This is a genomic window from Syntrophobacter fumaroxidans MPOB (genome assembly GCF_000014965.1).
GTDB lineage: Bacteria > Desulfobacterota > Syntrophobacteria > Syntrophobacterales > Syntrophobacteraceae > Syntrophobacter > Syntrophobacter fumaroxidans.
Genome location: NC_008554.1, coordinates 891,500 through 910,252, shown reverse-complemented (window position 1 = coordinate 910,252; position 18,753 = coordinate 891,500). Strand labels below are relative to the sequence as shown.

The window sequence follows — 18,753 nt, the reverse complement described above, 5'->3', positions numbered from 1 at the left end:
TATGGGAATGCACGCCATGGTCGCTTTGTCGCCGACCAGTCGAAGATCCGCGCGCGTTCCGGCTTCCGAATCAGTGCTCAACCGTCGATGCAGTAAAGGAGGAAACCCAAGCGATCGTCCGAGTGTATGGAGGGAGGCATCGCCTCCGTTCAGTCCGTTGCCTTGTATTGTAATGTCCCCGAAGAACCATGAAAGGAGAATCATCATGCGTCATGCAGCAGTCGCAATCGCTGTTCTGGCAGCCTTTTTGTTCGCCGCCGCGGTACCCGCGGACGCGGGAAGCCAGATGGCCTTGAAGCAGTCAATCATCTCCTCCGTTCAGTCCCACAATCGCGCGTGGAAGAACTGCGGTTCGGTGTCTTTCACGGCCCCGTCCAACGGATACGTTGTGGTTACCGCGAGCGGGCAGGCCGGTTTCGACTCCGGTGATTACGAAGCCGACCTCTACCTGAGCATTGCAAAGTCCGCCGGCGTTGAGGGTCCGTGGGTTTTCGGGATCACGCCCGGCAGTGAACCGGTCCAGACCTACACCGTTCGGAGAGCCTTCACAATAAATGAGGGCCAGACCATCACCTTTTACCTGAACGGAAGTTCCATGTGGGGGGCGGGCAGGACCATCAGTGTCGAAACCAGCATCCTGTCGGCCGAATTCTACCCGAGGTCCAAAACGTTTCCGCAGAAGGCTACGGAAGCTCCTCGGGAAGGTAAGGGGGGCGCGGTCGAATCGAAAGACGGCAAGGTGCTTTCCAACGCCCACTAGAAAAACCCGCCTTTGTTCTGTTAAGATGGGCGGTGACTCGGTTTAATGTCGGAGTCCCGGCTCCATCATGATGCCGGGTGGGGAACCTCGATTTTCCGGTTCCTCCCCGGCAGGTTTTTTCCCCCGGACGTGCGAAGGGAGTTCTCCGCATGAAGAAGCACATCGCCTCCGTTTTATGTGTCCTTCTCATTCTTGTCTTGGCTCCCTTTGCCGCCGCCTCGGGCGGTCCCCCGGTCCGGGAACTGACCGTCCTGCACGTCAACGATTTTCACGGACGCCTCATGCCCTTTCTGGAAAAGAGCCTCGACTCGGCGACGGCCATCGGCGGAGCCGCCTACCTGGCGGAGATGATCCGTCGGGAGCGGGACACCGCCGGCCCGCAGAGCACCTTCTTGCTTTCAGCCGGAGATATGTTCCAGGGGATGGCAATCTCCAACGTATTCAAAGGACGCCCGGTCATAGAGTTCATGAACGCCGTCGGATTCGAAGCCATGACCGTCGGCAACCATGAATTCGACTGGGGACGGGATACCCTGAACACCCTCATCGCATCGGCCGCGTTCCCTTTTCTCGCGGCCAACGTCACCGACACCGACGGCACCCCGCTCCGGGGCACTCGGCCTTACATACTGCTGGACAAGAGCGGCGTGAAAGTCGCGGTCATCGGCATCACCACCGTCGAAACTCCATACAGCACCAACCCGACCAATGTCGCCGGCCTGGTCTTCCGCAAACCGGAAAAGGTCCTTCCCGGGCTCATCAGAAAGGTCAGGCGCCAGGGCGCAAAGCTGGTGATCGTGCTGTCCCACCAGGGCCTCGACGCGGACAAGAGACTCGCCGGTTGCGTTCGCGGAATCGACGTGATCGTGGGAGGACACAGTCACACCGCCGTCACCGTCCCGGTGAAGGTCCGCAATACGATCATCGTACAGGCCGGCTCCTATGGAATGTACCTGGGCGTACTCCATCTGAAAATCGACCCGACAACGGGAAGGGTCCTTCATGCCGCCGGTGATGACGAGCTCAGGCTGGTCAGTGCCGGGCCTGACGATCCCTACGACCGTACCGTCGCCGGTATGGTCAACCAATACGGTGAACTCATCGGCAAGGAATTCTCCGTGGTGGTCGGACGGACTTTGACGGACCTCGAACGATCGCCCGACAAGGAGTCCAACGTGGGAGACCTCATTGCGGACGCGATGCGGGAGTCGACGGGGGTTGCCGTCGCCTTCCACAACAGCGGTGGGATCAGGGCCAACATACCGAAAGGGGACATCCGCGTGGAACAGATCTACGCCGTCCTTCCCTTTGACAACGCCCTGACCGTCATGGACCTGACAGGTCGCCAGATCAGGGAAATCCTCGAATTCAGCGCCGGTTGGAGAAAAGACGTGCTCCAGGTTTCCGGCCTTCGGGTCGTCTACGATCCGTCGCGACCGGCGGGTTCGCGCGCCGTCCGGGTTACCGTAGGTGAGAGCCCGCTGGATGATCGGAAGACCTACAGGATCGTCACCAATGACTTTCTGGCAGCCGGCGGAGACCGGTTCGAAACCTTCAAGCACGGGAAAAACATCACCTTCGGGGACAATTTGCGGGATGTTCTGGTGGAGTATCTGAAGAAACATTCGCCGGTCGCTCCCGCAGTCCAGGACAGGACCACCTTTGTCAACCGCTGACGCACGCATCACCGTATACGTCGACACACGCCCGGTGACGCTCTACCGGGGAATGCAGGTCCGCCACGCCCTGATTTCCTGCGGGCAGTCCCTCTATGAAGCGGCACTCAAAGGAGCGCTTTACGCCGTAGACGAACACGGCTTCCGCCTCGGCCTCGAAGGCGCCTTGAGCGACGGCGCGCGCATCTTCCTCAGGAGAGTGGGCTCGCAATGCTCTGATTCCGGGTCTTGACCGTCGACCGGAAACACCGCTGATTCTCCCGACATCCCTGCACCGCGGTGCGGACTGCGAGTCGCATGCCGGCCTGCCTGAATAATGGGGTCCCGCAGTATCAGGCGCCTCTCAGGTAAGCTTCGGCCTGGCCATGGACGGTCGGGCTCACCCTTTCCGAAACGCTCCCGACGATGTGCTCCAGGGCGGGCACGACTTTGGCGCGCAGTTCCTGTTTGAGCTTGTGGACGTGCTGGAAGGTGTTGAGCATCCGGCTTGCCGTGGTTGCATTGACCGGCGCGACTTCCACGACGGCATCGGCCAGCCGGCGTATGCCGTGGTCCGTCCAGATTATCTTGTTGTTTGCCGCCATGGTGACGAACAACGCCCTGCACCAGGTCGGCTGGGTGATCTGAAACGAAGGCCGCCGCTTCTCCGTTTCGATCATGTCGAACACGTCGGGCCGGGTACCGCCGGATATGATTCGAAGATAATTGGCGTATCCGCTCAGATGCGTGTGCCAGGAGTGGTAGACTTCTTCAAGGAGCGGCCTGCGCTCGGGGGAGGAACTCCGGTTGAGTGCCGTGAGTGCCGCCACCCGGTCGTTTGCGGTGGTTGCGGCTCGGAAGTGGTCCACGATCAATCGATGGCTGTCGGCGGAGTCGTCCGAGACGATGAGATCCAGCAGAACGTGCTTGAGCATCCGCTCCTCTATGCCATCCCGCGGGGTCTTTCTTCTCTCGGCCGAATACGTGTCGAGACGATCGAACTCCTGCAGCAGCGTCTTCCGGTAGATCTTGTTCACGGCCAGCATCATGCGTTCCCGGGCGCACACGAGCTCCGGGTACCAGGTTGAGTAGTCGCGATCGGCCGGCTGCTCGTCGATGCGCAGAAAAAACGCTTTCACGGCCGGCGGCAACGATCGGTCGGCCAGCACCTCCCCGAATAGCGCCAGCCATTTCGGAGACACCGACGCATCCGCATTCAACAGCAGGTCGATCCTTTCCCGGTCCGTCAACTGCCGCATGGCGTCCACTCGAGCGGTGATGTTCGGATCGAGCCGCACCTGCATGGCCAGGACTTCCGGAGACGCGTTCAGCCAACGGAATGTCCCGTAGAAGGAATAGTCCCGGTTCATGGACGCGAAGGCCGGCGCCTTTTCGATCCCGTCGAGCACCAACTCGCCGGTACTTTCCTCGAGCTCGAAAACACGCGCGGTCCCCGGGACATCGCCGCCCTGGCGGTCCACCAGAGCCAGTTGGATGGGCAGGTGAAAGGGATCGAGCCCCGGAGGAGCCTGCTGTTCGAATCGAATGCGGTATTGCCGCCGCACCGGATCGTATTCCGTGTCCGCGGTGACTTTAGGATATCCGAGGGTGTAGAGCCATCCCTTCTTGAACCGTTCCAGCGATCTCCCGCACTTTTCTTCGAAGCAGGCGAAGAACTGGTCGGTGTTCGCATTGGAGTGGCGGTACCGCGAAAAATAAAGCTCCTTGCCCGCTTTGAAACACTCCGCTCCGATCACCAGCCGAAGCATGCGGATGACTTCCGCGGCCTTCACATAGGTCACGCCGTCGATCAATTCGTCCGGATTGTTGAAACCTTCCCGGACGATCCTCCCCGCGTGCCCGCCGTCTTCGATGGCCAGAGGGCCGAGCAGCGGATTCCGGATGCTCTCGATCTGCTGCAACCTTGCGTAATCCGGGTTGAACCGATCGGCCATGAACTGCCGTTCGACATCCACCGTGTAAGCCTCGTTCAGCCAGACGTCAAAGGGAGTCTCCATGGTCGTTTCGCTGCCGCACTGGTTGTGTTCGAACTCGTGCACGATCACCGCATGGGCGTACTGCAGCCCGATATCCAGGGTGTGCTCGTTGAGCAGCGCGGCGTCGGTCACGATCGTCGTGTTCCCGACGTTTTCCATGCCTCCGAAATTGGATTTGTTCATGCAGATGGTGCGGTAGGTGTCTGCGGTATATTCGTATCCCTGGGTCTTTCGTATCCACAGGACGGCTTCCTTGAGGATTTCGAGGGGGATTCGCGCCCCCTCGACGGCTCCCGGAGGCACCAGGTATTCGAGTCTCACCTTCCGTCCGGAATCATACGTGACCTCACCCGGCAGAGTATCCCAGGTGCCGGCGCACGCGATGAACAGGTACGGCGCCATGGGGATGGGATTGTCGAAGGTGATGATCTGCCGCCCGGGTTCGCCCGGCTTCGGAACCGGCCTGCCCTCGGGGTTGGTCGCCGGATCGATGTTGCCGTTGCTGATCAAGTGCGTGTACCGGGCATCGGCTTCGAGGGTCGTGGTCATCGTGCACTTGGCGCGACAGTCGTCGAAGATGGGCATGATGCGCTGAAAACCCCATTGCTGGCATTGGGAAATGTATTGCTGCGGGGCGTCCGGCGGCGTGGTGTCCTTGTATATCCCTTCCAGGATGTGATCGGACGGGCGGCACCGGGTGAAGGTCCTCAGCCGGAACCTGTCGCCGGGTTTCACGGGCCGGGGAAGGCGGACCCGCAGCTTGTTTCGATCCTTCTCGTATTCATATCCCAGCGGAATGGCGGCGCCCCGTTCCGAATCGGGCAACCATTGGACCTCGAGAATCTCGAGATCCGCCGCATCGAGCTCCAGTTGCGAGCATTCGGTTCTGGCGGTCATGTCCAGCACGTTGCGGGCTTCCACCGTGTCGCCCGTAAAATTCAGATAGATGGTCAGATGGTGAAGATCGACCGGAAGCTCTCCAAAATCCTCGCGCCTGTACTTGAACCTGCGGTCCGTCAACTCACGTTCCTCCTGTTGCGATTGCCTTCAAATCGGATCGAACGCGAACGCCCTCATGAACGTCGAGTCCGCATGCCGTCCCGAGACCGGGAAAATCCGGGCTCCCGCCCTCAAGGGTCTCCCTCCTCATCCGCCGGGCTCTCGAACCCGAGGACCCTTCCCCTCCTCAGCGCCCCGTGGCCGAAGCGTTCGTGGATTCGATCCATTGCCCGATCCAGCTTCCTCTGCCGCACGAGCATGGAGTCCGAAAACACCGGCTTCTGCTCGGGCATCGCGGAGAGGTTGGACACCCCCACGCCCACGAGCCTGACCTTGCGATTGAGCTTGAGCGCCCGGAGCAGGCGCGAAGCAGTGCCGAAAATCAACTGGGTGCAATCGGTGGCTTCGCGCAGCGTATGACTCCTGGTGATGGAGCTGAAATCCGCGAATTTCACCTTGAGGGTCACGGTCCTGCCCCGGAACGACTCCCGGCGCAGTTCCTTGCCCACCTCTTCCGACTGCACAAACAGCCATTTCTCCAGGGTTTCCACATCGTCGACGTCTTCGGGGAACGTGTCTTCCGCGCTGCACGATTTCGCCTGCGAGTAAGCAATGACGGGAGCGGGATCAACCCCCCGCGCCCTTTCATGGAGCTTCACCCCCCAGGCGCCCAGCCGCTTCACCCAAAACGACGCGGGAAACCTCAGTACATCCCCTATGGCGCGAACGCCGAGACTTCTCAACGCTTCGGAAGTCTTCTTCCCGATTCCCGGAATCCTTTCGACGGGCAGCGGGGCAAGAAATGCCTCTACCCGGTCGTCTTCCACGATGGTCAACCCGTCGGGCTTGTGGATGTCGGATGCGATTTTGGCAACGAACTTGCCCGGCGCGATTCCAACGGAGCAGGTCACCCGTGTCGCCGCGCGGATTTGACTCTTCACCCGGCGGCCCAGCGACTCGGGCGAACCGTGAAGCGCTTCGGTGCCGGTGATGTCCACGAACGCCTCATCGATGGAAATCTGCTCCACAAGGGGAGAAATACCGCAGAGGATGTCCATCACCACTTTTGAGACTTCCTTGTATCTGCCCATGCGCACGGGCAGGAATATCCCCCCCGGGCACAGTCGCTTCGCCTGAAACACGGGCATGGCCGAATGGACGCCGAACCTGCGGGCTTCATACGATGCCGCGGACACCACTCCCCGTCTCGCCCCCCCGACAATCACGGGTTTTCCCTTAAACTCGGGTCGATCCGCCTGTTCCACCGAGGCATAGAACGCATCCATGTCCACGTGCATGATGCGGCGCGCCACGTTCACGCTCCAATCCTGCCGTTCCCCCTCTTTCGCGCGGCGGCGTCCCGCCGCGACCCCTTCCGCGCGAAAAGACGAAAATTCCCGCTGGCTCATTTCACCAGCAACACCGGGCACTGGGACAGGATGCCGACCTTGTAGCTGATGGTGCCCCATCCCTGCACGGCGTTGTCCACGTCCACCCGGTGCGAGCTCAAAACGATCAGGTCGATCTCCTTTTCGGCGGCAAATCGAATGATTTCCCTGACTCGTTTCCCGTATATGATTTCCTTGGCGATCGCCGGCCCATTCACACGGAAATCCTCGATGATCTCGTTCATCTTCTTTTCCGCCGCTTTTCCCAGCTTGCTGTAAAAACCGCTGAAATCCTCCTCGGTGTCTTCGATCGTCTCTATGACGTGCAGGAGGGTGATCGAAGCTCCGTCGTGCACGGCGATCTTGAGCGCGATATTCAGCGCCTTGAGGGTTCTTTCCGTTAAGTCCGTCGGAACGAGGATACGCTTGAACATCTTGAGACCTCCAGGATCAACCCTGTTCGGGTACGGGCTCGTGCGGCCGGTGAGCGCCCGTGCATCGCCGGGAAGCTCGTCGGCCGCCGGGCAGGAAGGGGCCCTTGCCGCTCCCCGGCTCGGGCTCAGCGGCAGCTCTCGACGAAGGGCTGCCACTCGATTCGGTATCCCCCCGCTCTTAGCTGTACGCCGATTTCCTCGCTGTGTTCCGGGCCTCGCGTTTCCAATTCGAGCTCGACCATGCTCATCGAGACCGGAAGATCCCTGGCTCCCCGATTGTGATAAATGTGCAGGACGTTGGCTCTCGCCCTGGCGATAACCCCCAGCAGACCCGCGAGCGAACCGGGGATGTCGTCGAGGCAAACCGAAACGCGCATGATTCTGCCGTTTCGGAACAATCCCTTGCGGAGCACCCTCCCGAGCAGAGGACTGTCCATGTTGCCGCCGCTGATGACCAGCACCACCGTGCCTCCCTTCGGAACCTCGAAGGAGCACGACATCAGCGCCGCCAGCGGAACGGCTCCCGCGCCTTCCGCCAGCAGTTTCTTGCGTTCGAGGAGCATCAGGACGGCGGCGGCGATCGCGTCTTCTTCCACGAGCACGATTTCGTCCACCATTTCCTTCATGACGGCAAAAGGCAGCGCGCCCACCTGCTTGACCGTGATGCCGTCGGCCAGCGATTTCTGCGCTTCCACGGAAACAACGCGCCCCGACTCCAAGGACCGGCAGGCGGATGGGCACGCCTGCGCCTGTACCCCGACGATCCGGGTCTCCGGTCGAACGGACCGGCAGGCGACTGCGATGCCGCCGATCAACCCGCCTCCGCCCACCGGGACGACGACCAGGTCCGGTTCCGGCAATTCTTCGAGAATCTCCAGCCCGATGGTCCCCTGCCCCGCCATGACGTCGGGGTCATCGAAAGGATGGATCAGGGTTTTCCCCCGTTCCACCAATTGTCCCGCTTTTCGAATGGCGTCGCTCAGGCTCTGTCCCTCGATGATCACCTCAGCGCCGTAATTGCGGGTCGCCTCCTGCTTGGAAATGGACGCCCACTCCGGCATGATCACCGTCGACGGCAGCTTTGCCCGGGAAGCGGCCAGCGCGACTCCCTGGGCGTGATTCCCGGCCGACGCGGCCACAACCCCGTCGGGGCCGATCCTGTGCAGGTTGGACATTATCTTCCAGGTGGCGCCCCGGAGCTTGAAGGACCCCGTTTCCTGCAGATTCTCGAGCTTGAGGTAGACCTTCGCTCCGCACAAGCGACTGAAGGTGGACGAATAGACGAGCGGGGTGCGCAGAACCCTGCCCTTGAGGGCTTCCGCGGCCTTGCGGATCACACTCGGCAATATGGGCGCATTCCGGCTCGTGGTTTCCATTTTTTTCGTCTCTCCCCTTCGATGCACGGGCGCGGATCAGAGCGGTTCCTTGGCGATGGTGAGCACGAAATCGGAACCGTCGGGCCTGGCTTCATACCAGATGTCGCCGCCATGCTTGCGAATGATCTCCTTGATCAGGTACAACCCCAAACCGACCCCGTCGGCAGGTCTTGCGCTTTCGATCCTCCCGAATTTGGTGAACAGTTTTCCACGGTGTTCTTCGGGGATCGGAGTTCCGCTGTTGTAAACGTTCAACCTGTAGAACTCGCCGTGGTCTTCGAATCCGAAAGCGATCCGGCACCCTCTCCCGCCGTATTTTATGGCGTTCTTGAAAAGATTGCGGAAAACGGTCTTGAGCCACATCTTGTTGACGTTCACCAGAATGGATCCGGCGGGAATCGCGCCGAGGCGGTTGTCGATAAGGATTTCCTGCGTCTGGATTTCGTTGGACAATTCGTCGAGAACCGGGTCGATGATGGCCTGCCGGAGATCCAGCATCTCCCGTTCGATCTTGAGCGTGTTGTCCACGGAGTGAGCCTTTCCCAGGCAGTCCTCGGCGATCCCGATCAACTGCGCCACCCTCGTCAGGAGATCGTGAATGGTGTTGGCCACGCTCTGGTCCATTCCCCCGTAAGAACCTCGCTCCAGGAGCTTGAGCGTCGCGGCCATCGAAACCAGGGGGCCGCGGATGTCGTGAGAAACGACCATCAGCATGTGAAGAATGTGCTCGTTGAGCTTGCGGATCCGATCCTCGGAATCGATCAACTCCTGGTTCTGGCGGCAGGATTCGGCCAAGGCCCGGACCCACCTGCGCCTCTCGGTGATATCCTGAAGAATCCCCTCACAGATGATGGACCCGTCCTGGGCAAACTGCAGGCATGCCGTGACGCTGCCCAGGAACAGGCTGCCGTCCTTGCGCCGCATGTTGACTTCCCGGGCCTTGACGAAGCCGTCCGTTTCGATCTGCCTTTGTATGAGGACACCTTCTTCCGGATCCGAAAAAAGGCGCGCAACGGAAGGCAGAGCGAGCATCTCCTCCCTGCCTCCGTAGCCGAAGAGCAGCACGCCCGCCTGGTTCACGTCCAACAGTTGCCCGGACCGCCCGGTACTGAACATCATGTCGCGGGAAGTATCGAAGGGACGCCTGTATTCCAGTTCGAACGCCTGCAGGACTTCCCGCATCCGGGCTTCATCGCCGGCACGATCCGCCGTCTGCCCGGACGCGTTGCGATGGTTCAAGTCCTTCATGCCGCATCGCTCCTTCCATATTCACCGATTCCGGTATTGAGCGGAAGCACCGAAATCCGCCACCCAGAGACATCCGCGAACCCGCCGCCCCCGCAGACTCGGGCGGCACCCGGTGCGCCCCCGATGCACGCACGCGGACCACACCCCGCAGAGGGGAACACGCCAAGTGCTTCAATCCGATAAGACCGAACCCTCAGGAAGAGCGGAACACGAATCGAACGCGGGAATCTCGCAACGCCCCCCCGCGATTCCTTTCTCGACATTGTTTCCGTACCGTAGAGACTGAATCATCCGGTTCGCCTTCTCCTCCATCTCCGGAATGATCTCCACCAGGACTTTCAGGGACTGGAGGCTCTTTCTGATCTGCAGTCTCCGGGCCACCGGCAGTGCGGGATTCTCCAGGAACCTCAGGAGATCGTCCAGGACGCGGAGTCGATCCGCGGTGAAGTCGACGTAAGAGAGCCGAACCCATTCCTCCACAAGACTCCGGGGGATGTGACCGATTCTCCCCGCCAGGTCGGGGTCCTGCCCCAGCGCCAGCGAGCGCTTCAATTTTTCGAGCAGCCCCGATATCTCCATTTGTTCCCGCTCCCAAACCGATGAACCCTCCATGAGTTTACGCCATTTGGGCCAAATCCGGTTCATCAGCCATGATTGTTCCTGAGCGGGCAACAGGCTTTGAAGGGCTAGTTCCTCCTGGGCCGCCAGCAATGCTTCGCATTGCCGCGTCAGCGCGCCTCCGGCATCCCGAAGGGGCAGCTTGGAGCGAATCAGTCGGCTGAGACGATCAAGCAGCGCCTGCTTCCATTCCAGGTCAGGGAACGCCTTGCGCAACTCCTCTTCCCACGCCTGCCGGATCATGCCGATCTGTGCATTGACGACGCTGAAGACGAAGCCGAACTTGATCATGGTGTTGCGCAGCTCGTGAGCCAGTTCCTGGCAGCTTTCCAGCCGTTGACGGGCGAAATCCTTCTGAGCGGTGAGCAGGTCTTCGTGGAGGTACAGGGACAGCAGCTCCGTTCCCAGGCTCCGGGAGAGCTCTCGGATGATCTTCGTCGAACGGTCGTCGCGCCGGATCGTGAATGGCCTGAAATGAATCTTGATCACCGCTGCAACCACGAACTCGGTGTCCTGCCAGATGCGTTTGCCCTGAAAATCCAGCGGATATTCAAGGCACGCCGTATCGGCGCCGTAAAGGTCCGTCTTTTTGACCAGCACGGGTTCCATGTGGTAGAAGTCTTCCGGCTCGCCGCGCAGCTGTTTGCGAACGCTGCGCACGTCGTCGAAGGGGTTTTCCGCGGTCCAGCTCTCCTGTTTCTCCACGCACCAGCCCATCGCCTCGAGCACGTGGTCGGGACGGTCCTTGTATTCCTCCCAGCTTTTGCCCGGATAGGCGTAGTCTGAAGCGGTAGGGACGCCCCACACGATTTCATCGCTCCCCTCCAGGCGCTCCCCCGAAGTCCTCCGAACGGCCTGAAGGGTCGGCATCGGGCCGATATTATAGATGGTCACCTTGGTGGCGTCGCCAAGGCACGTGAGCAGGGCTCTGATCATGCTCCGGTGCGTGTTGTCCAGCAGATTCTCGATGGAGGACATCCTACGTCTCCTGAACCGCGTTCTCCCGCCGACTCGCAGTTGCCCCCGCCCCCGAATCGTTGCCGCCTGACTTTACGGGCCAAAACGCGACAATCAGAGGAAATCGAAACACCTTTGTGCAAATGTTTGAAACAGATTGCTACAATTGGTTATATTAAGCTGAAAAAGCAATTTAATCAAGACAATAGCACACGCCATCCGGAAAACCGGGAAAATATCGGCGGCCAAAACGCCTCTGTCTTTTCGATGCGCACCGGCGGAAAGCATGGACCGTTCGGGAAGATCGGCGGTCGTGCCGAGCTCGGCGGGAGCTTCGCGGTCGGTTTCGACCGCTTCGAAGTCGGGGATCAAACAGACTTGCGCGGCGGGTCACCCAAGCAAGAAAGCCAGGGCAGACCCTGGCTTTGTAAGCGATTTGAAAGGATCGTTGCTCATGGAATCTTTTTCACTCTGACCGCCTGCGGCCCTTTGGGTCCTCGTTCCACTTCGAAGGAGACTTTCTCCCCTTCGCTCAGGGAGCGGAAACCTTCCGCTAATATTGCGCTGTGGTGTACAAATACATCCCCTTGATCCTTGGTCTCGATGAAACCATACCCCTTTTTGTCATTGAACCACTTAACTCGGCCTTCCGGCATTTCTGGATCCTTTCTAGCTTGCTGTTTCACTCCCGCCGGCGCCTTGCCCCCAAAGCACCCTTGAATCAACCCGGACAGATATCCGATCGATTCGGCGAAGGCCCCGAATTACCAAACCCCTCCGACTTGGCGTCTATAGAGCCACCCTATCCGATAAAGATCCGGGTGTCAAGCATCGAAGAAACATTTGTGAATTTAAGCATAAGTTTTTTATATTGATATTATACAGAAAATCATGTCTACAGCAGGAGACGCCGCATGCGATTGAGCATTCCGTTTCCCGGGGTCAAACCTACACTTTTCACTTTTCGCATGCGCACCATCAGACATCGAGCACCGAACGATGCGAACAGGCCGGACGGGGCTTACATGAACCAACACCAGGACCCCGCGCATTGTCATCGTTCGTAGCAGGCTCACGGGTCATGGAGATATGTGAAAAGTGTAGGTTTGACCCCGTCAGTTGGCGGCATTTCCCTGGTTCCAGAAGGAGGATTTGTCAAGAAACTCCTGCTCGCTCGAAAATTCCAGGTAGTGCGCGATCTGGTCGAGCGCGACGCCCACGGTCTGTCCCGAGGACCAGTCGTCAAACATGTTCGGCACGGTGCCGACCACAAAACAGCGCCCGTTGTTGTCTTCAAGCACGGGATCGCAGATGGCGATTCCTCCGCTGAACTCCGGAGCGGCGTTCATCATGTATACCAGGACGACCTTGCCTCTAAAGAGCCTGTTTTCAGCCATTTTTCCCTTCTGAATCAACATATTTCTCCTCTTGCACATCCTTAGTGAAATGAATCCTCACGGATCGTTATCCGTATCCCTTTGCCCACGCCGATCATCCGGTTCCCCTGCTCCCCCGTCGTACTTCCTGCTGCGCACACCCCTTGCCTTCGATCCCGTAGTGGTCGACAAGTGCCCGCGCCGTGGCGGAGCGTTCCCCCTGAGCGAGGAGCTCGGCAGGGGCGCCCTTCGCCACGACTCGTCCTCCTTTCGCTCCACTGCCGGGACCGATATCGATGACATAGTCGGCGGCCCAGACGAAGTCCATGTTGTGCTCGATGACGAGCACGGTGTGACCGTGAGCGCTGAGGGCACGAAGCACATCGACCAGCTTTTTCACGTCCGCGCGGTGCAGGCCCGTGGTGGGCTCGTCCAGAACGTAGAGGGTGTGGGTCCGGTTGTTTCCCAGTTCGCTCGCCAGCTTGATCCTCTGGGCCTCGCCACCCGACAGGGTCGGGCTCGACTGGCCGATGGCGAGGTACCCCAGCCCCAAATCGGTCAACACCCGGAGCGGCTTGGCGACCCTGGGGTAGGCATCGAACAGCTCCGCGGCTTCGTCGATGGTCATTTTCAACACGTCGGCGATGCTTTTTCCCTTGTAACGGGCAGCCAAGGTTTCCGTGTTGAAACGCGAGCCGCCGCACGTCTCGCACGGCACCGAGACATCCGGCAGAAAGCTCATTTCCACCCTGATCTCCCCCTGCCCTTTGCACGACTCGCACCGACCGCCCTTGACGTTATACGAAAACCGCCCCGGGTTGAAGCCCCGGGCCCGGGATTCCGGAAGCATGGCGAAGATCTTGCGGATTTCGTCCCAGATTCCCACGTACGTTGCGGGGGTGGAGCGAGGGGTGCGACCGATGGGGTTGTGGTCGACTTCCAGCACGCGTTGCACGGCATCGTGCCCGGACATGCTTTCGAGCTCCGCCGGAGCCCGCACCTTGTACCTGCCCCCGAGCCTCTCGCGCAGCCCGCGGTAGACCACTTCGTGCACGAGCGTGCTCTTCCCGGCCCCGGAGACCCCGGTGACAACGGTGAGCGCGCCGAGCGGAACGCGAACGTCGATTTTCTTCAGGTTCCGCGCAGAGGCGCCCTTGATTTCCAACCACCCGGACTCCCCGGGCGTTTTCCGGTCCGACGCCAGGTAGAGGTCGTCCAGGGACCGAGAGAACCACGCCCCGGTGAGAGTGCGCGCATCCCCGCACAGGGCCTCGAAGCTTCCCTGCGCGGTGAGCCGCCCCCCGCCTCTTCCCGCTTCCGGTCCCAGCTCCACAAGGGTATCGGCCTGCCGCATGGTATCGGCGTCGTGTTCGACCACGAGTATCGTGTTCCCTTTTTCCTTCAATCGCGCGAGACTTTCCAGCAGCCTGCCGTTGTCCACCGGGTGGAGTCCGATGGTGGGCTCGTCGAGCACATAGCAGACGCCTCGCAGGTTCGACCCAAGCTGCGCGGCAAGGCGTATGCGTTGCGTTTCGCCGCCGGAGAGGGTGTCGCCCGCGCGGTCGAGAGCGAGGTAGTCGAGGCCCACCTTCTGCAAAAAGGACACACGTTCGGCGACCTCCCTGGAGATTGGTGCAACGATGGGCCGGTCCTTGGGATCGAACCGGAAACGCTTCCATTTCCGGAGGAAATCGGAAATCGCAAGAGACGTCAGGTCTCCGATGCCCAGCCCCTGGACCGCGACGGAGCGGGCCTGCCGGTTGAGGCGCCGCCCGCCGCACTCCGGGCAGACCACATCGTCGTGGAACGGCTCGAGGCTGCTCCACGCGGAATCTTCCTCCTTCACCCGCTCGAGCACCGCGAGCAGGCCGGGGGCGCCTCTGCCACGCCCGTGCAGCATCGCTTCCCTTGCATCTTCGGGCAACTCCCGCCACGGCCTGCCCGGGTCGATTCCCAGCCGGTCGATCCAGAAGCGTTCCAGCTTCCTGCCTTCAGTTTTCAGCCCTTTTGGCCAGACCTGGCTCCTCAGAAACCCCAGGAGCCCGTCCTTGAGGGGCATGTCAGGCGGCCCCAGGAGCCGCTCCACGCTGAATTGCCTCACGGTTCCCAGCCCCGTGCAGGAAGGACACGCTCCGTGCCTGCTGTTGAACGAGAAGAGCCGAGGGTCGAGGGGCGCAAGGCCCTTCTCGCAAGCGGGACAATAAAGGCGTTGGCTGTAAACTCTGGATTCGTTTCCTTCAAGGTGAAGGGTCCCGGCCCCCAGCGACAGCGCCTGGCGCACCCTTTCGGCCAGTGTCGCACGGGGACCTTTTTTCGTTCCCGCCGCCGAAACGAGCACCTCGATGTCGTGTTCCCGGTGCCGGGCGATTTCAGGCACCGGATCGAGCGGCATCCATTGCCCGTCCACCCGCACCTTTTCGAAGCCCATTTTCCGCAGCCGCATGAACAGGTCCCGGTAGATGCCCTTGCGTCCTCGGACCAGCGGTGCCAGCAGGAGGTTGTTGCCCTTCCGGGCTTCGGCCTCGACCATGGACAAGATCTGATCGTAGGTGAGTGAGGCCAGCTCGCGGCCGCAGTCCGGGCAGTGCTGGCGCCCGAGCTTCGAATAAAGCAGGCGCAGAAAATGGTATATCTCGGTGATCGTCGCCACGGTGGACCGCCGGTTCAGGCGGCTGGTGCGCTGCTCGATGGCGATGGTGGGCGGCAGCCCCAGGATCTGTTCGACGTCGGGCTTTTCCATGATCTTGAAATACTGCCGGACGTAGGCCGACAGGCACTCCAGGTATCGGCGCTGCCCTTCGGCGAACAGTACGTCGAAGGCGAGCGACGACTTTCCGGAGCCGCTCAACCCCGTCAGCACGATCATCTCGTTTCGCGGCAGCCGGATCTCGTCCACCTGCAGGTTGTGCTCGCGCGCCCCACGAATCACGATCTCGCGGGAAGGCGAGCCGGCAGCCCCGTCTTCGCCCGGATCGAAGGGCGCGGCCTCGGCCCGCGCTCCCAGGGCGCCTTCGAGCTTCTCCCGCAGGAATCGGCCGGTGCAGCTTTCGGGATGGGCGGCCACCGCTTCCGGCGGCCCCGTCGCCACCACTTCGCCGCCGTGCTCGCCGCCTCCCGGGCCGAGATCGATCAGCCAGTCGCAGGATTTGAGGAAGTCCAGGTTGTGCTCCACCACCAGCACCGAATGCCCCAGGTCGACCAGCCTCCGGAGTACGACCACTAGTTTTTGAAGGTCGTGGGGATGGAGCCCCGTGGTGGGCTCATCGAGGATGAACAACCTGTGCCGCCCGTTTGACGACGGGCGACCGGCCGCCAGGAAGTGGACCAGCTTCAGCCGCTGCGCCTCACCTCCCGAGAGGGTGCTGAGCGGCTGTCCCAGCCGCAGGTAGCCGAGGCCGATGTCCTGGATGGGCTGAAGCGCCTTCACGAGCGGTTCGTGGTCCGCAAAGCGGTCCATCAGCTCCCGAGCGGTGGCTTCCAGCATATCCCCGATGGACAGGCCGCGCGCCCTGACTTCCAGGATTTCGTCCTTGAAGCGCAGACCGTTACACTGGGGGCACCGGATCAGCACATCCGCAAGGAACTGCATCTCCACGCGTTCGAATCCTTCGCCCTTGCAGAGCTCGCATCGCCCCCCCGGCACGTTGAACGAGAAATGACTCGCCGGGTAACCGCGCGCGACGGCTTCGGGGGTCTGGGCCAGGAGTTTTCGAATGGGATCGATGGCCCGGCTGTAGGTGAGCAGGTTCGCCCTGGGCGTCCGCCCGATGGCCTGCTGGTCAACCAGGACGACCTCCTCGATCCATTCCGCCCCCTCCATGGCGTCCAACGCTCCCGGGGCTTCCGTCGCGCGGCCCATCTTGCGCAGCCAGTTGTAGTAGAGAGATTTCTCGACCAAGGTACTCTTGCCCGAGCCGGAAACCCCGCTCACTCCGACGAGTATTCCCAGGGGAAATTCCACCGTGACGTTTTTGAGATTGTTTTCCCGCGCGCCCCGCAGTACCAGGCTGCGGCCGTTTTCGGGTCGCCTGCGCCTGCGAAGCTCGCAGCCGACCTCGAGCCTCCCGGACAGGTACCCCCCCGTGAGGCTCCGCTTTTCACGCTTCATCCCCTCGGGAGTGCCCCGGTAGACGATCTCGCCGCCCTTCTCCCCTCCTTCCGGGCCCATGTCGACCACGAGGTCGCAAAACCGGATCATGTCCGGATCGTGCTCGACGACGACCACGGTGTTGCCGATGTCGACGAGGCGGCGAAGCTGCCCCATGAGCCGTTTCTGGTCCCTGGCGTGCAGCCCCACGCTCGGCTCGTCGAGCACGTAGAGCACGTTGACCATGGCCGACCCGAGCGCCCGCGTGAGGTGCACCCGCTGCACCTCGCCACCGGAAAGCGTGCGCGACTGCCGGTCCAGGGACAAGTATTCGAGTCCGACGGCGCGCAGGAATTCGAGCCGGCTCCTGACTTCCTTGACCAGCAGCTCGGCCGCGGGATCCCGGGCGAGCTCCGGCCAGCCGCCGCTGAAGAACTCGGCACACTTCTCGATGCTCCAGGCGCTCAACGCGCCGATGGTCTCGCCATGCAGCCGATACAGCAGGGTCTCCGGCCTGTACCGCGTGCCCGCGCAGCTCCTGCATCGGGTGTATGCCCGGTACCGCGACAGGAAAACGCGCACATGCATCTTGTAGGTCTTGCCCTCGAGCCATTCGAAGTAGCCCTTGATGCCGTAATAATCCTTCGTGCCGTTGATGATTTTTTCCCGGTCCTTCTCGTCGAGATCCTCGAACGGGACGTCCACGGGGATTCCCTCCCCGGCGCAGAATCGCATCAAATCTTCGGTTTCCATCCGATCCGTGCCGAAGGGTTTGATCGCCCCCCGGCGCAACGTCAGCCTCCGGTCCGGAATGACCAGGTCCAGATCCACGCCGATGGTCCGGCCGAAACCCCGGCACTCCGGGCACGCGCCGAGCGGGCTGTTGAAGGAAAAAAGGTTGGGTGTGGGCGGGGAAAAAGAAAGGCCCGGATTGCAGTCGGCGCAGCTGAGGTCCGAGCTGAAACGTTTCACCGTGTCGGGCAGAACGACGACCGCGGCGTGGCCGTTCCCGGCATGGAAGGCGGTGGCGAGGGAATCCGCGACGCGTTCCCGGGCCGCGCTCCCCCAGGAAAGCCGGTCCACGACCACGAGGACCTCCCCCCTGCCGTATTCCGACGCCGCGTCGCCGATCTCCTCGAGCTCCACTGTGCGGCCTCCGACGTAGAGCCGCAGAAAACCGGAAGCCACCAGGCTACGGACCCAGTCCCCCGAATTGTCCGGCAGGAACGGGAATGCGATCAGAACGCGGCTCCGGTCCGGCAGTTCCTGCAAGCTCCGGTAGACGCTCTCAGGCGTATCCCTCGCGACCGGGCGGTCGCACTCCGGGCAATGCAGAACCGCCAGCCGGGCATAGAGGAGCTTCAAATGGTCGTTGATTTCGGTGATGGTGCCCACGGTGGAGCGTGAACTGCGCACGGCCGTTCCCGATTCGATGGCGATGCCGGGGGGAATCCCCTCGATCAGATCGGCCTCGGGTGGATCCATTCGCTCGAGGAACTGCCGCGCGTAAGGCGAAAAGGTCTCCACGTAGCGCCTCTGCCCTTCGGCGTATAGCGTGTGCAGGGCGAGGCTCGATTTCCCCGAGCCGCTCAGACCGCTCACCGCGATGAGCTTGTTCAGAGGCAGATCGAGGTCGATATTCTTCAGGTTGTGCTGCCGCACGCCTCTCAGGCGTATCAACGGCTCGTTTCCGTTTGGCGAGCTTTTCTTCGGCATCTTTTTCTTTCAACACAAAAGGCCGCGCCTCCTCAGGCACGCCGGCCCGTTCGTTCGTTCACGTTTCCGGGAACCGCCCTCCGGTCTCGTTCCACCCCAATCATTCCCCGACGGTTTCGATTTTTCAAGGCGGAAGTATTAC

12 protein-coding genes are annotated in these 18,753 nt (G+C 61.3%); 3 read left to right on the top strand and 9 right to left on the bottom strand.

The window, feature by feature from the left end; genetic code table 11:
* The first annotated feature begins 205 nt into the window (after nt 1–205).
* From SFUM_RS03865 to SFUM_RS22845, 3 genes are all read left to right on the top strand, one after another.
* Nucleotides 206–760 (top strand): hypothetical protein, encoded by a 555-nt coding sequence (locus tag SFUM_RS03865; RefSeq protein ID WP_041439775.1) that lies wholly within the window; start codon nt 206–208, stop codon nt 758–760.
* A gap of 149 nt (nt 761–909) precedes the next feature.
* Nucleotides 910–2,436, top strand: a complete 1,527-nt coding sequence (locus SFUM_RS03860; RefSeq protein ID WP_011697612.1) for a bifunctional metallophosphatase/5'-nucleotidase — start codon at nt 910–912, stop codon at nt 2,434–2,436.
* Entirely contained in the window at nt 2,423–2,668 is a 246-nt protein-coding gene (locus SFUM_RS22845; RefSeq protein WP_011697611.1) for a hypothetical protein, read from the top strand. Before SFUM_RS03860 ends, SFUM_RS22845 begins: the two co-directional genes overlap by 14 nt.
* 100 nt (nt 2,669–2,768) lie before the next feature.
* On the opposite strand, the gene SFUM_RS03850 is transcribed toward SFUM_RS22845, so the two are convergent.
* The 9 genes from SFUM_RS03850 to uvrA form a co-directional block, all read right to left on the bottom strand.
* Entirely contained in the window at nt 2,769–5,432 is a 2,664-nt protein-coding gene (locus SFUM_RS03850; RefSeq protein WP_011697610.1) for a M1 family metallopeptidase, read from the bottom strand.
* A gap of 110 nt (nt 5,433–5,542) precedes the next feature.
* The gene (locus SFUM_RS03845) at nt 5,543–6,730 is read right to left on the bottom strand and encodes a DNA polymerase IV (protein ID WP_208597102.1); all 1,188 of its coding nucleotides are present in this window, start codon (nt 6,728–6,730) and stop codon (nt 5,543–5,545) included.
* Nucleotides 6,731–6,816: 86 nt separating this feature from the next.
* Nucleotides 6,817–7,233 (bottom strand): universal stress protein, encoded by a 417-nt coding sequence (locus SFUM_RS03840; protein ID WP_011697608.1) that lies wholly within the window; start codon nt 7,231–7,233, stop codon nt 6,817–6,819.
* 125 nt (nt 7,234–7,358) lie between these two features.
* On the bottom strand, nt 7,359–8,609 hold the full coding sequence (ilvA, locus tag SFUM_RS03835) for a threonine ammonia-lyase (protein WP_011697607.1): 1,251 nt from the start codon (nt 8,607–8,609) through the stop codon (nt 7,359–7,361).
* Between the two features lie 36 nt (nt 8,610–8,645).
* Nucleotides 8,646–9,857: a PAS domain-containing sensor histidine kinase gene (locus SFUM_RS03830; RefSeq protein ID WP_011697606.1), complete on the bottom strand. Its 1,212-nt coding sequence runs from the start codon at nt 9,855–9,857 to the stop codon at nt 8,646–8,648.
* A 171-nt stretch (nt 9,858–10,028) separates the two neighbouring features.
* Nucleotides 10,029–11,453 (bottom strand): hypothetical protein, encoded by a 1,425-nt coding sequence (locus SFUM_RS03825; protein ID WP_011697605.1) that lies wholly within the window; start codon nt 11,451–11,453, stop codon nt 10,029–10,031.
* A gap of 431 nt (nt 11,454–11,884) precedes the next feature.
* Nucleotides 11,885–12,088 carry a cold-shock protein gene (locus SFUM_RS03815; RefSeq protein WP_011697604.1) on the bottom strand — a complete coding sequence of 68 codons (204 nt, stop codon included), beginning with the start codon at nt 12,086–12,088 and terminating at the stop codon, nt 11,885–11,887.
* Nucleotides 12,089–12,547: 459 nt separating this feature from the next.
* A complete protein-coding gene (locus tag SFUM_RS03810) occupies nt 12,548–12,850 on the bottom strand; it encodes a hypothetical protein (RefSeq protein ID WP_011697603.1) in 303 nt (100 codons plus the stop codon).
* A gap of 73 nt (nt 12,851–12,923) precedes the next feature.
* Nucleotides 12,924–18,611 carry an excinuclease ABC subunit UvrA gene (uvrA, locus tag SFUM_RS03805; protein ID WP_011697602.1) on the bottom strand — a complete coding sequence of 1,896 codons (5,688 nt, stop codon included), beginning with the start codon at nt 18,609–18,611 and terminating at the stop codon, nt 12,924–12,926.
* Nucleotides 18,612–18,753 lie beyond the last annotated feature (142 nt).